The organism is Halobacillus naozhouensis (assembly GCF_029714185.1).
In the GTDB taxonomy this organism is placed as follows: domain Bacteria; phylum Bacillota; class Bacilli; order Bacillales; family Halobacillaceae; genus Halobacillus_A; species Halobacillus_A naozhouensis.
In genome coordinates, this window is record NZ_CP121671.1 from 511,053 (window position 1) to 524,957 (window position 13,905).

The 13,905-nt window shown below is 40.5% G+C and carries 14 protein-coding genes; 9 read left to right on the forward strand and 5 right to left on the reverse strand.

All coding sequences use genetic code 11. The annotated features are described in order from the left end of the window. Positions 1 to 58 precede the first annotated feature (58 nt). Positions 59 to 721: an NAD(P)H:quinone oxidoreductase gene (gene wrbA / locus P9989_RS02800; RefSeq protein ID WP_283077306.1), complete on the forward strand. Its 663-nt coding sequence runs from the start codon at positions 59 to 61 to the stop codon at positions 719 to 721. A gap of 844 nt (positions 722 to 1,565) precedes the next feature. Here the strand turns inward: wrbA and gdhA are convergent. Further along, positions 1,566 to 2,945, reverse strand: coding sequence for an NADP-specific glutamate dehydrogenase (gdhA, locus tag P9989_RS02805; protein ID WP_283077307.1), 1,380 nt, complete (start codon positions 2,943 to 2,945; stop codon positions 1,566 to 1,568). Positions 2,946 to 3,117: 172 nt separating this feature from the next. Here gdhA and gltC point away from each other — a divergent pair, with 172 nt between their 5' ends. The 3 genes from gltC (at position 3,118) to P9989_RS02820 (ending at position 5,732) form a co-directional block, all read left to right on the forward strand. Beyond that, entirely contained in the window at positions 3,118 to 4,023 is a 906-nt protein-coding gene (gltC, locus tag P9989_RS02810; RefSeq protein ID WP_283078814.1) for a glutamate biosynthesis transcriptional regulator GltC, read from the forward strand. Positions 4,024 to 4,160: 137 nt separating this feature from the next. Further along, positions 4,161 to 4,613, forward strand: coding sequence for a nucleoside deaminase (locus P9989_RS02815; protein WP_283077308.1), 453 nt, complete (start codon positions 4,161 to 4,163; stop codon positions 4,611 to 4,613). 612 nt (positions 4,614 to 5,225) lie between these two features. Further along, a complete protein-coding gene (locus P9989_RS02820) occupies positions 5,226 to 5,732 on the forward strand; it encodes a hypothetical protein (protein ID WP_283077309.1) in 507 nt (168 codons plus the stop codon). A gap of 93 nt (positions 5,733 to 5,825) precedes the next feature. Here the strand turns inward: P9989_RS02820 and P9989_RS02825 are convergent, their stop codons facing one another. The 4 genes from P9989_RS02825 to P9989_RS02840 form a co-directional block, all read right to left on the reverse strand. After that, complete coding sequence (locus tag P9989_RS02825) at positions 5,826 to 6,665, reverse strand: CAP domain-containing protein (protein WP_283077310.1); 840 nt, start codon at positions 6,663 to 6,665, stop codon at positions 5,826 to 5,828. 492 nt (positions 6,666 to 7,157) lie between these two features. Continuing rightward, on the reverse strand, positions 7,158 to 8,138 hold the full coding sequence (locus P9989_RS02830; RefSeq protein WP_283077311.1) for an MBL fold metallo-hydrolase: 981 nt from the start codon (positions 8,136 to 8,138) through the stop codon (positions 7,158 to 7,160). Between the two features lie 145 nt (positions 8,139 to 8,283). Further along, positions 8,284 to 8,529 carry a ferredoxin gene (locus tag P9989_RS02835; RefSeq protein ID WP_283077312.1) on the reverse strand — a complete coding sequence of 82 codons (246 nt, stop codon included), beginning with the start codon at positions 8,527 to 8,529 and terminating at the stop codon, positions 8,284 to 8,286. 26 nt (positions 8,530 to 8,555) lie between these two features. Then, the gene (locus tag P9989_RS02840) at positions 8,556 to 9,563 is read right to left on the reverse strand and encodes an NAD(P)/FAD-dependent oxidoreductase (protein ID WP_283077313.1); all 1,008 of its coding nucleotides are present in this window, start codon (positions 9,561 to 9,563) and stop codon (positions 8,556 to 8,558) included. 334 nt (positions 9,564 to 9,897) lie between these two features. Here P9989_RS02840 and P9989_RS02845 point away from each other — a divergent pair, with 334 nt between their 5' ends. From P9989_RS02845 to P9989_RS02865, 5 genes are all read left to right on the forward strand, one after another. Further along, positions 9,898 to 10,689, forward strand: a complete 792-nt coding sequence (locus P9989_RS02845) for an enoyl-CoA hydratase/isomerase family protein (protein ID WP_283077314.1) — start codon at positions 9,898 to 9,900, stop codon at positions 10,687 to 10,689. A 100-nt stretch (positions 10,690 to 10,789) separates the two neighbouring features. Then, complete coding sequence (locus P9989_RS02850; RefSeq protein ID WP_283077315.1) at positions 10,790 to 11,704, forward strand: CoA transferase subunit A; 915 nt, start codon at positions 10,790 to 10,792, stop codon at positions 11,702 to 11,704. A gap of 15 nt (positions 11,705 to 11,719) precedes the next feature. Beyond that, a complete protein-coding gene (locus P9989_RS02855) occupies positions 11,720 to 12,475 on the forward strand; it encodes a CoA-transferase subunit beta (RefSeq protein WP_283077316.1) in 756 nt (251 codons plus the stop codon). 18 nt (positions 12,476 to 12,493) lie between these two features. Further along, positions 12,494 to 12,937: an acyl-CoA thioesterase gene (locus tag P9989_RS02860; RefSeq protein WP_283077317.1), complete on the forward strand. Its 444-nt coding sequence runs from the start codon at positions 12,494 to 12,496 to the stop codon at positions 12,935 to 12,937. Positions 12,938 to 13,008: 71 nt separating this feature from the next. Beyond that, positions 13,009 to 13,887 carry a PaaX family transcriptional regulator gene (locus tag P9989_RS02865; RefSeq protein WP_283078815.1) on the forward strand — a complete coding sequence of 293 codons (879 nt, stop codon included), beginning with the start codon at positions 13,009 to 13,011 and terminating at the stop codon, positions 13,885 to 13,887. Positions 13,888 to 13,905: the final 18 nt, after the last annotated feature.

A 13,905-nucleotide genomic window follows, 5' to 3' on the forward strand; every position in this document is an offset into this window, starting at 1 on the left:
GAATTAACTGCAACTGAAGTATTAGTTTAGGAATTTTTTTGAATGGGAGATATACCACATGGGATTATTAGATTTTTTTAGAAAAGATACAAAAGGGAGCGATTTAACAATGGAAAACGTAAAATTAGCAGTCATTTATTACAGTTCCACGGGCACAAATTATGAAATGGCAAAATGGGCAGAAGAAGGTGCCAAGCAGGCAGGTGCTGAAGTGAAGTTAGTCAAAGTCCCTGAGCTTGCACCGACGGCAGCAATTGAGTCTAATCCGGCATGGAAGGCCCATGTGGATGCGACGAAAGAACTACCGGAAGTCACTTTAGATGATCTTGAATGGGCAGATGCGTATATTTTCAGCATGCCAACTCGTTTTGGTAACTTGCCGGCCCAAATGAAACAATTCCTTGATACAACAGGGGGACTTTGGTTCAATGGGAAGCTGATTAATAAAGTGGTTAGCGGAATGTCTTCAGCAAACAACCCACACGGTGGACAGGAGGCAACAGTTAAAGCACTTTATACGTCCATGATGCACTGGGGTGCGATCATTGCTGCACCTGGTTACACAGATCCTGTGCAATTTACTTCAGGAGGTAACCCATATGGTGTTAGTGTGACGGTTGATCAGGAAGGAAACATGCAAGAAGATGTAGAGGAAGCCGTTAAACATCAAGCCAAACGTACGGTTACTATCGCTTCATGGGTGAAAAAGGGTCAACAGTAATTGATCGTTACATTTCTTTGACATGTGAAGAATTCAAATACCTCACATGTCATGTATAGAACAAGTTTATTTCCGTGAAATAATTCTTATCCTAAAAACACAAACGTAAACACTAGCTGTTTACGTTTGTGTTTTTGTATGGGAGGACATAGAGAACAATCTAACCAATGTATGATCTCTTTAAAATAACTGCTTCACCCCATCCCTGGGTCCCCGGGATCTTCAGCTAAACCTTGGAAATAGACAAACTCATGTAGACTAGAGCGTAAAACTGCAGACTGAAATAAATCAAAGATCTGTGTTATGGTCATCATTCCTTTCTAATTTTAAAATTATGTAGGGTGGGGAAAGCACTATTTTTTGATAAGTCAGAATCTTTTAGTCTAGTTATGAGTATAAAGGAGGAGAAACGAAAATTCCGTCGGTTTTTGTAGAAATCTAAAATTTTCTTATAAATTATTCGGTCTCCATTTAGGAAGGTAAACCCGGTGATTAGTCTATTCAAAACATTTTTCATTAGAAGAGGGGATTATATGACATGGCAACACTATGGATTAATAAACTTTGGAGAGGAATAGGGATGGACTTTAGACCTCCCTATTTAGTCTTAAAGTCATGAAGTTGATGAAACTTAACGCTTTATGAGTTAGCAAGTGGTGTATGAATATAACGCATTGAAACTAGACAAAATAGTACCCTGTCTTTTCCATATTAAAAACATAAAAATGACGTGAAATCTCTGAGTAGAGAAGCCACGTCATTCGTAAGAGAAATGGCACACAACTTCACGGGATGCGAAGTCGGGCCATTTCTAATTATTTATATGTCTCAGCGAAGTTATTATTTAAATTCCTTGCATGATCATGGCATCAGCAACCCTAATGAATCCTGCGATATTTGCACCAATTACAAGGTTACCTGGGTATCCATGCTCTTCTGCTGCTTTAACACTGTTCTTGTGAATGTTAACCATTATTTTGTGTAAACTGGCATCTACTTCATCAAAAGACCAGGATAGACGTCCACTATTTTGAGCCATTTCGAGAGCAGATACAGCTACACCTCCAGCATTTGCTGCTTTTGCTGGTGCAAACAGTACATCATTATTGTGGAAGATTTCGATAGCTTCAAGAGTGGAAGGCATATTTGCTCCTTCCCCGACGGCAGAAATCCCGTTCCCAACAAGTACAGAAGCTGCTTCGGTATCAAGTTCATTTTGTGTCGCGCATGGAAGAGCAATATCACAAGGGATAGACCAAATATTATTACAGTTTTCAAAGTAGTATGCGCTCGGATATTCATCAATATATTGTTTGATCCGTTCATTGCGTTCGATCTTCAGTCGTTTCACTGTGTCGAGATCAATCCCATTCTCATCATAGATATAACCGTTGGAATCACTGCAGGCCACGACCTTTGCACCTAGGTGTTGCGCCTTTTCCATGGCAAAAAGCGATACGTTACCTGAACCGGAGACAACCACTGTTTTTCCATCAAAGCTTAATCCCTTAGTTTTAAGCATTTCTTCAACAAAATAGACGGTTCCATATCCTGTCGCCTCTGTACGTGCTAAACTTCCCCCGAAACCTGGGCTCTTACCAGTTAAAACGCCTGCTTCATAGGCACCGCGGAGTTTTTTGTACTGACCAAACATATATCCAATTTCACGCGGTCCGACACCGATATCTCCAGCTGGGACATCAATATCTGGACCGATATGATTAGCTAGTTCAGTCATGAAACTTTGGACAAAACGCATAATTTCTTGATCTGATTTTCCTTTAGGATCGAAGTCTGATCCTCCTTTTCCTCCACCAATGGGCTGCCCGGTGAGGGAGTTTTTGAATATTTGCTCAAACCCTAGGAATTTAACAATACTTGAATTAACGGAAGGGTGAAAACGAAGCCCTCCTTTATAAGGCCCGATTGCGCTGTTGAATTGAACACGGAAACCGCGGTTGACCTGTACCATTCCCTGGTCATCCGTCCATGGCACTTGAAAGCTGATCATCCTTTCTGGTTCGACTATTCTTTCAAGAATACCATGTTCCATATATTTGGGTTTCTTGATTAAAACCGGGACTAACGATTTGAGAGCCTCTTCTACTGCTTGATAAAATTCAGGCTCATGCGGGTTGCGTTGTTTTACTACCTCTAGAACTTTTTCTACATATTTCTCCGCCACTTGTGTCCCGGGTTTTTTAATTTTTTCTTGAATAGCCATATATAGGGGACTCCTTTCGATTGGAATTTCTTTATGAATATGATTTCACATAATTTAAATAATTGTTATATCTACCGAAATATTTTATAATTTATAACTGATCTAATCAATGCAATAAACAGATAGAATCGATATCAGAATCAGATCGTTTTGAAAAGAGGTGCTCATGAGTTTGGAATTAAAACAGATTAAATATTTTATGGAAGTAGCTGAACATGAGCATGTTACAGAAGCAGCGCTTAATTTGAATATTGCACAATCTGCGGTCAGCAGACAGATTTTCAATTTGGAGTCTGAATTAAATGTAGATCTTTTTGTTCGAGATGGCAGAAATGTACGTCTCACACAAATAGGGAAAACTTTCTATGAGCATATGCAAAAGGCAGTAGTGGTCATTGAGAATGCTCGTAGAGAAGTTATGGAGTACTCAGATCCTGAAAAAGGCACGATAAATATTGGTTTTCCAAGTAGTATGGCCGCTTTTACCATGCCAATGGCTATATCCGCCTTCCGCAAGATTTACCCAGACGTTAAATTCAATTTGAGTCAAGGTTCTTATTATCAACTTATAGAAAGGGTTATGAAGGGCGATATAAATTTGGCTTTGCTGGCCCCTCTTCCTAGTAATAAGGAAAAAATCCTAGGGGATATTCTTTTCTCTGAAAAAATTGTTGCCTTATTGCCAGCTGATCACCCCCTTGCTAATAATCATGTTATTAACATTAGCGATCTGAAAGGGGACGCTTTTGTTATGTTTCCCGAAGGTTTTATATTACGTGACATTATTTTTGAAGCATGTTTAAAAATAGGTTTTAAACCTGACGTTACCTTTGAAGGGGAGGATATTGATGCTATAAAAGGGTTGGTTTCGGCAGGACTCGGAATAGCTCTGATCCCGGAAATAACCTTAGTCGACAGTTTGCCCAGAAATACAGTGAAGGCAGAACTATGTGAACAGCAAATGACCCGGACGGTCGGTGTGATCAGTTCCAGTGAACGTCAGTTGCTTCCAACTGAACAGAGGTTTTATCAATTTCTCAAGGGATTTTTCACAAGGTTGGAGGGATTTAGAAATTGATTCACAACCTGTAATTTTTCCTCCTCAGGACATGTTTGGACGATTAAAAAATAGAAGAGCGATAATTAGAAGTAGATTTGACGGCGATGTTGGAGAATGAATTTTTATCATCTTTATTACTAGTAAGGAGGGGTAAAATGGACAAATTCATGGAACGAGCAGTAGAATTAGCAGCAGAAAATGTTCGTGAGAGCGGCCAGCCTTTTGGCGCAGTACTTGTGGAGGATAACAAGATAGTGTCAGAAGGCGTGAATGAGTTGCATAAAGCTTATGATGTTAGCGGCCATGCTGAATTATTGGCTATCCGGCGCGCGCAAGAACAATTACAAACAAATGACCTATCAGGTTATACTATGTATGCAAGTGGAGAACCTTGTCCAATGTGTCTATCGGCAATGTATTTTGCTGGAATCGAAAAGGTCTTTTATTGTGCGTCAGTTGAAAATGCGGTGGAAGCAGGGTTAGGAAAATCAAAAATTATATATGAGGATTTACAAAAAACAAAAGGGGAACGTATGCTTTCGATGATACAAATGCCATTGGATGAAGGAGAGGAAGATCCAATGAAACTTTGGAAAATGCGACCATAACGACAAGCAGTTATAAATTTTATGCATATGAAAATATACGTTTTTGGGCTTTCAGGATGACTAGAGGGACCTAATCAAAACATAACTAAATAAAACAACCAAGCTGCCAATGCTAGAAATTCAATATGACTTTGGCAGCTTCGTTTTTAAAGGGGCATACACACGTGGGCAAAAGGCTTTCCTGTCAGCATTAATAGGTCCATTTCAGTATTCATTTCCAGGAAACCACAAGAAAATAAGTGCTCTTGAGTTTACCTAGGAAATTTACACTTCATAATTACCAGTAGTATTGACGCCGCGGGTCAAAACTCCACGGAGCTCTATATCTATGCCACCTTCCAGACATCCCTCCGCCTTAGCCAGGGAGCGGGATTTGAGGAAACATACCACCGCCTGGCATTCCGCCACCTTGCCGGTCTTGACCGCCTTGCCCCTGCTGGTGACGATTGGATCAAACCGCTTGATAAGGATTGAAGTAAAACATGATGGGAGTTACTACTAGTTACTCCTAATAAGAAAGTATCATGGAACTTCTTTTTTAAACTGCATAATAATTGAAGTGAGAGAAAACAAAGGATGTCAGGGAGAAATAAATAGAGGGAGTGAATCCATATGTATCACTGCGGAGGATTTTGGACCTGTGTTTCACCTGATGCTTGGATAACGAGTGGGGGGACATTAATAGGGGCATTTCTGGGAGCATTAATTGCGGGTCTGATCACACTGCGTGCAAATAAAAAGATGATTGTATGGCAGGAAAGACTGAGAACAAGAGATAAAGACGACTATTTTAAGATCATTTCCCAACAATTCATAGATCAATTTGAGTTAATTCATTCCAAGGTCCAGGTAGTAATAGACACAAACTTCGATAAAAAAATCTCAAAAGAGGTTGGTCACTATATATCAAGTAAAATAAATACTATCGATTCGACTATTGATATCAAACAAATGAATCCTGGAGATTATAAAGTTTTTAATAAGTTGTTAGAAGGCTATCGGTATATATCATATGAATTAGTCTATATGCTCGATGAACGTTCACCTAACTTAGAAGTCATGAACATCATTAAAACGGAAATGGAAAATACATTAAAGCAACTTAAAAACACCCCTTAACCTTATGATTAGTCTCTTCTCTTGTAATCATTACTAATTAGACATAAAAAAAACGCCGAGGATAAGTCCCCGGCAGGTAGAATAATAGTTCTCTTATTTACCAATGAACATTTGAGTCCAGTAGTTTCCTTGTTCCACATACCCTACACCAATGTGTGTGAAGGAAGGGTTCATGATATTTTTACGGTGGCCTTCACTGTTCATCCATCCTTGAACCACTTCTTGTGGAGAAGTTTGTCCCATCGCAATGTTTTCTCCAGCACTACGATAGTCAATACCATATGCATTCATCATATCAAACGGTGACCCGTATGTCGGGCTGTTGTGTGAAAAGTAATTTTTTTGCTGCATATCAAGAGATTTGTCTCCTGCTACTTTACTCAATTCTACATCTAATTTCAGTGGTTCTAGTCCTGCTTGAGTACGCTCAGCGTTCGTTAGTTCTACAACCTTTTTCTCAAATGCTGACACGACAGAATTGTCGGCAGCTTGTTCTGTTTGTTCCTTAGCTTGAGCTGTTTCTTCGGCTTTTGGTTGAGCCTCAGCTTTAGTTGGTTGTTTTGGCTGCGCTTCAGCTTTAGCTGGCTGCTCTGCAGCTTGGGCTGGTTGTTGCTCAGCCTTAGCCGGTTGTGGCTGCTGGTCTTCTTTAGCGGGTGTGCTAGGCTCTTCTGTTTGTTTTTGAGCTTTCTGAGGTGTTTCTGTTTGCTGCTTAGCTGGAGCAGGTTTTTCAGATCCAGTCTGGGTCTTTTCCATTTGTTTTAAAATCGATTGAATGGAGCTGCCCTCCTGGAAATTCCCGATTAGTGACTCCCAGTTTGTCACACAATCTATATTAATGTTCTTCTGGTCTGCGGTTGACGCTTGTGTTGCTGCTGGAGCAAATAAAAGCGATGCCGCTACGGCTCCAGAAATGATAAATGAAATACCTTTCATGTTTTACTTCCTCCTTTTGGGTTTTTGTCTTTCCGACTCTTTTATACTACCATCCGATTTTTGTAATATATTAGGATAAATTTGGTTAACTCTATTTTTCTAGTACGAATAAGCTGACAAACTAGCTATTTACATTAAATGACTCCAATAATCCTTGATGACACGGGGGATTACCTAATTTGCCCTTCATGGATAAAATCATCATGCATTGGAATATTTATGATTTGGTAGAAAAATATTAACAATGCATTTAGGTTGACAGGTGTTGAAACGGCAAAGTTTTGTTACGAATGTTACTCAAACATTACAATTGTTTACTGCTTATTAGGAAAAAAGGGACTCGTCTCCTTTAAATAATGGAAGAAATTTATTAATCCATCTAATGTGAACGAAAAAACCGGATAAAAAAATGAAAGCAGGGAGGAGCAGGAAAACCTAAAAATCCCGTACCACCCTCAGAGTGGTACGGGATTACTTATCTAGCCACAGTAGTTACAAAGCGGCATAATGATATACACCGTTTCTCAACACCTTATTAATATTACCCTTTTTTTCTAAATAATCGAGTTGCCCAATAATCTCTGACATGACTAAGGAGAATTGTTGTTCGTAAGTAGAGCCGTAATAGTTTTGAGCGATTTCTCTGCCTGTTGAAGCGCCCTTTTCAATAAGGGAAATGATTTTATTTCCTTTTTGATCGATACGGTTTAACCTTTTTTTAACTAATGCCTGTGGGTTATGAATAACAGACCCATGGCCAGAATAGACAAGTTGAACGGGTAAGGAAGCAATAGCCTTCAATGATTCGACGCTTTGGCTTAGCGTCGGCAGTCGTTCTCCGTTCTCATCAGGCTCGACTAAAGCGTTACTGGAGATGTGTTGAATGAGGACATCAGCTCCTAATAAAGTCCGTGATGTTTCCTCCCAGAGCCCAATCTGATCAGGAGCGTGTCCTGGAAAGTGGAGAACGCTTAAACCATCAAGAGGGGCTTCCTCAATTGGCGAAAGGTCTGCCTTTACAGCTAGGTGACGGTTATTTTCCAGAGAGCGTTTTAAGTGGTTAACTTGTTCCTCACCTTTTTCCTTGCAGTCAAACTCTTCATATAATGTGTAAAAAAACTGGATACGTTTTTTTAGGAATGCCTCATCTCTTTGCAAGCGAGGAAAGGCCTTTTTATGAGCGTAAACAGGGATATTATGTTGTGCAACTAATTGATTCACCAAACCACAATGATCGATGTGGTGATGACTGAGGACAATGCCTGTGAGATCTTCAAGTTTAAATTGGTTTTCTTTTAAAGTTTGCTTAAGTGCATACCAGTATGAATCTCCTGTCCAGCCCGCATCAAATAACAGTAACTGGTTCTTTGTTGAAAGAAGATAGAAATTTACTGTTTTTAAACTCCCCGGAGTGGGGATACATATCGGATGAATTTTAAAAGTAGTCGTCTGAGATTCAATCAGTATGACCACGCCCCTTTTTATAAAGTTCTACTCACCCCGCAGAGGGATCTTTTGCTAGAATTATACCTCATTTAATAGATGCGTTCCATTTTAATCAAGAGATAACGGTTTTTTTAAAACATTACCGCCCTAACTAACTGATTCCCACCTTTACTTATTTACTCGTTACTGTAGAGTGAAAGGGTTCCTCAGCAACCTTAATAGATTCAGTAGGGCAGCCTTCTTCGGCATCAAGTAAATCCTCTGCTAATTCTCCAACAATTTCAGTGATACCTTTGTTATCGTCCAGAATAGCATCAGCCAATCCTTCATCATCATAACCAAAAATATCAGGAGCCGTATCACCACATGCTCCACAAGCGATGCATGTATCTTTATCAACCATAGTAAATTTAGCCAATTTTATCGACCTCCTGTGAAAAATTTTTAAGCAAACACACTTGTGCTGTGTTTCGGCTGAACCTTGGCTTTAGGATCCATATAAGCTTTTGCGTTATTTACGGCGGTAGGGCCTTCGCCAAATCCGCTGGCAATTAACTTCACTTTTCCATCATACGTACAAATATCTCCAGCCGCATAAACCCCCGGAACAGCTGTCTCCATCTTGGAGTTAACGACAATTGAATTTTTTTCAATTTCTAATCCCCAATTTTTCATGGGCCCAAGAGAGGCTAAGAATCCAAAATTCACAATCACGTCATCTACTTTAATACAATGCTGATCGTCTTCCTTCTTAGTGTGTCTGATTACGGTTTCATGGATTAATTCCTCATTTCCATTAAACAGTTCGGGTTTATATGGGGTTTTAATGGAAACCTTGCTATTAAAAAGTTGTTCAACGCTATGTTCATGGGCTCTGAATTTATCTCTTCGGTGAACAAGAGTAACTTGTTTCGCCAAAGGCTCTAACATGAGGGCCCAGTCAACAGCGGAATCCCCTCCTCCAAAGAGCAGGACGTTTTTATCCTGGAATCGATTTAAGTCTTTAATATGATAATGAAGGTTTTTCCCTTCATATTGTAGGGCATTCTCTAAATCTAGTTTTCTAGGGCTGAATGCGCCATTTCCTGCTGTTATGATGACGGTTTTTGTATAATGTACTCCTTGGTTTGTTGTTAACTTGAGGGTCTGATCTTCCAGAACTTCTAAATCCTCAACCATTTCTTCTAAACAAACGGTAGGGTTAAAATAATTAGCCTGCTCTGTTAAACGATCAACTAGGTCCTGGGCTTTTACTTTAGGAAAACCTCCTACATCATAAATGTATTTTTCTGGGTATAATGCTGTAAGCTGACCGCCCAGATGCGGTAAACTTTCTACAATTTTGACTGATGATTGTCTCATTCCTGCATAAAAGGCAGTAAAGAGTCCTACTGGTCCTCCACCAATAATCGTAATGTCATACACCTTTTCGTCCTGGTAGAACGTGTGCAATAAAATCCCTCCAAATTATATTATGTTTTATTTACTATCGTAATTTATAAATAATATATAACAGGTTTCCTAAGGTGTCAAATGGTTTTTAGCCATCTAAAAGCAGTCATAAATCAGCTGGAATGCAATGAGTAGTCACATTAAGGCCTTTAAAATATATAAGATTCAGAAAAATGGCAGTATATAAAAGGAAATGGAAGATAACGATTAATTACACGGCTTTAACTGTAATATATTGGGCAATTTGAGGGTTTGAAAAAGCAGCCTACATTCCTTATATTATGTATATAGAACGTTAGCTTTTAAATAATAATGAAATTTAGGAGGAATTAAAATGGCTACAGCAACTGAAAACAAATTGACGGTAACAAAGAACAATGGGATTGCAGAAGTCCACATTCACGTGAACAAGTCTAACTCTTACAATTTGGACTTTTACCGCGAATTGAATGCAGCGATTGATGAGATCCGCTTCGATAATGACATTAAGGTCGCCGTGCTCATGAGTGACATGCCGAAATTCTTCTCAGCCGGGGCGGATGTTTCGTTCCTGAAATCCGCTGAACCGAAATTCAAAACACAGTTTTGCCTGTTCTGTAATGAAACCTTAGATAAAATCGCGCGTTCACCGCAAATCTGGATTGCTTGTTTAGAAGGCCATACCGTAGGAGGCGGCCTTGAAATGGCACTTGCTTGCGACCTTCGTTTTATGGGCGATGCCGCAGGGAAAATCGGACTTCCGGAAATCAGCCTTGGTGTGTTAGCCGGGACAGGCGGAACGCAGCGTCTGGCTCGTCAAGTTGGCCATTCTAAAGCACTGGATATGAACATTACGGGGGATACGATTTCCCCGCAAGAAGCGCTGGACATCCAACTCGTGGATAAAGTGTATCCACAAGAGGAAACACGTGAAAAGACGTTAGCTTATGCCGAGAAAGTGGCCAGCCAAGCGACATATGCTGCTTCTAACATTAAGCTATCCATCATGAATGGGAAGGAAATGCCGTTGAACGCAGCGATCCGTTACGAAGGGGAATTGCAGAATCTGTTGTTCCGTTCCGAAGATGCTCAGGAAGGCTTGAGTGCTTTCTTAGAAAAACGTGAGGCGGACTGGAGCGGGAAGTAAATTTTGGATTATTAAGATGAGGAGGGGCGGTATCGGTGTTCCGGTATCGCCTTTTTAGTCATTGTGAAGCGCACGATTATTCTAATGGAGGTGACGGACGATGGAAGAAAAAGTTCAATCATTAGATGAAGCCATTAAAGACCACGTAAAAAATGGTGATTCGGTCGTAATGGGAGCTTGTTTAGAGCCGATGATCCCTTTTGCTGCAGCACATGAATTGGTTCGACAGCAAAAAGAAAAGCTTAATGTAATAGCGCCGATCTCGGATATTTTATTTGATATGTTAATTGGCGCAGGGGCCGTTCAAAAAGTAACAGCGGCTTGGGCAGGAAATGTGAGTGCAGGATTAGGCCATAATTATCGTCGCTCCGTTGAAAAGGGTGTGCCTTTTCCGATTGAAATCGAGGATCACAGTAATTTTTCAATTGGATTAGCATTGTTGGCTGGAGCGATGGGGGTCCCGTTTTTACCAACTCGTTCTTTATTAGGGACGAATCTGTTAGATAGCAATCCCCATTTGCAGACACAGGAATATGAAGGAGAAAAACTCGTTTTTGTGCCGGCGATAACACCCGATGTAGCTATTCTCGGAGTACAAAGAGCTGATAAGGAAGGCAACGCTCACTTGTGGGGGAATTTGGGTATCGCACAGGATGCGGCCATGGCAAGTAAAAAAATTATATTACTTGCAGAAGAAATCGTGGAGAGTCATGAAATTGACAGTGACCCAAACCGTATTTTAGTACCTGGTTTTAAGGTATCTTCGGTTGTTTCGTGCCCAGGCTTTGCGCATCCATCCCCAGTCCAGGGGTACTACAGGCGGGACCATGAATTCTTCCATTCGTATCATAAAGAGACCAAAACCAGAGAAGGTTATCTTTCCTGGCTGGACCAATATGTCCTAGGAATGAACTCCCATAAAGAGTACTTGCAAAAAGTAGGGAGGGAACGATTAGAGAATCTTCAAATTAAAGAAGAAAAATTAGCGGCACCCGTCAATTATTCGGCTGAGTAAAGGAGGAGGGAAAAAATGAATTATACAACAGGGGAATTAATGGTTGTAGCTGCTGCCAGGGAAATCCAGGATAAAGAAGTGGTATTTGTAGGAATGAGGCTTCCTATGCTTGCTTTCGCCGTAGCCAAACGAACTCATGCACCTAATGCCGTTGGTTTTTACGAATGTGGTATTGTAAGGGATTTCCCCTCAGAAGAATTACTTTACACGATGGGAGACACACCGAATATAGAAGGAGCTAAATGGTGTACTTCTACGAATCACTTGATGTTTTTGATGCAGCGTGGAGACGTAGATTGCGGATTCATTGGCGGAGCAGAAATAGATAAGTATGGAAATGTGAATACATCTTATATCGGGGATCATAAAAAGCCAGCCGTGAAACTTCCTGGAAGTGGCGGGGCTGCTGACATTGCAAGTCTATCTAAACGGTTGCTTGTCATTATGAACCATGAAAAAAGACGCCTGACGGATCGAGTCGATTACATTACTTCTCCAGGTGCCGGGACAGGAGGAGACTGGCGTCAAGAAAAGGGTCTTCCAAGGGGCGGGATTGGAGCATTAATCACAACTCTTGGAGTGATGCGTCCCGGCGATAACAATGAATTAGAGTTATCCTCGATTCATCCAGGTGTGTCAAAAGCAGAAGTTAACGAAAGCACAGGATGGGATTTGAAGGAGGCCAATGACTTAAAAGAGACCCTTCCACCTCAGCCTGAAGAGTTGAATGTCATACGATCCATTGATCCAGATGGGTTTTGGACAGGGTGATAGAAAGGAGGAAGAGTAATGCGCAGTAACGAAATCGATTTTTTAATTAATTGGGGCGATACGGATATGGCAGGTATCGTTTATTATCCAAACTATTTTAAGTGGTTTGATATAGCGGGGCACCAATTTTTTCGCAGCTGTGGGTTGTCACCCAAAAAACTTGAAGAAGAACAGGGGATCATCTTACCGATGATGGACACCCGCTGTACCTTTAAGAAGCCGCTTTATTATGATGATTTAATGACCGTCGTCACTAAAGCGGTAGAAGTAAATAATAAAACGATCAAACTAACCCATGAGGTATATCGAGATGGGGACCTAACAGGTCATGGGTACGAGTTGAGAGGATGGGTGAAAAAATACGGTCATGGTATTAAAGCAGTTTCCATCCCAGAAGAGGCCAGACTCTTGCTTGAGGCAGACAAACATACCAGCTTCAAAAAGCCACAGTTTAATGCATAATACGGTCTAATCCTCTATAATAAAAATAACGTGTCAATATACTATACATCGAAGTAATGGACGGTGAAAAAATGAAACCGAGGTCACTTATGTTTACACTTTTTGGAGAATATGTACAAAATTACGGCGGTGAGATATGGGTAGGAAGCCTTATCCAGATGATGGAACGCTTTGGAGTATCTGAATCGTCAGTTAGAGGAGCCATTTTACGTATGGTTCAAAAAGACCTGATGAAAGTTCGTAAAATTGGTAATCGGAGCTATTATTCGTTTACACCACAAGGAATTAACCAAATTAACGAAGGTGTGAAACGTGTATACAGTGAAAGAAATGCAAAGTGGGACGGACAATGGCGAATCTTGACATATTCTTTCCCTGAAGCAAAACGTGATATGCGTAATGAAATTCGGAAGGAATTGAACTGGACAGGCTTTGGAGCTATTTCCAACAGCACTTGGGTCAGCCCTAACCCTATTGAAAAACAGGTGATGGAACTAATGGAACGCCATCAGCTTGGAGACTATATGATGTTGTTCACTTCTTCTAAAGTAATGTCACATGATAATCAGGAAATTGTTAATAAAGGCTGGGATTTACAGCATATTTCAGATGAGTATGACCGTTTTATCCAAGAACATTTGAAAATATATGATTACTTACGTGAGAAGGCGCTCCAAAATACTTTAACCGATGAGGAAAGCTTTATTGAACGAACGAAAATTGTTCATGAATATCGGAAGTTCTTATTTAATGATCCCATTTTTCCTGTGGATCTGTTGCCTGAGAACTTTAGGGGAACTGAAGCGAGAGAGCTGTTTTGGAAAATCCATCAGATGATCTCCATTCCGGCTGTTCGCTGTTTTGAGTCTTTATATGAATCTGCCCCGGACCGGGAAGTGGAGCCGCATCGTGAGAGAGCCGTCAATCCGTTTAATAAAGTTTATATGTAGTAAGCGCCAGGAAATTGG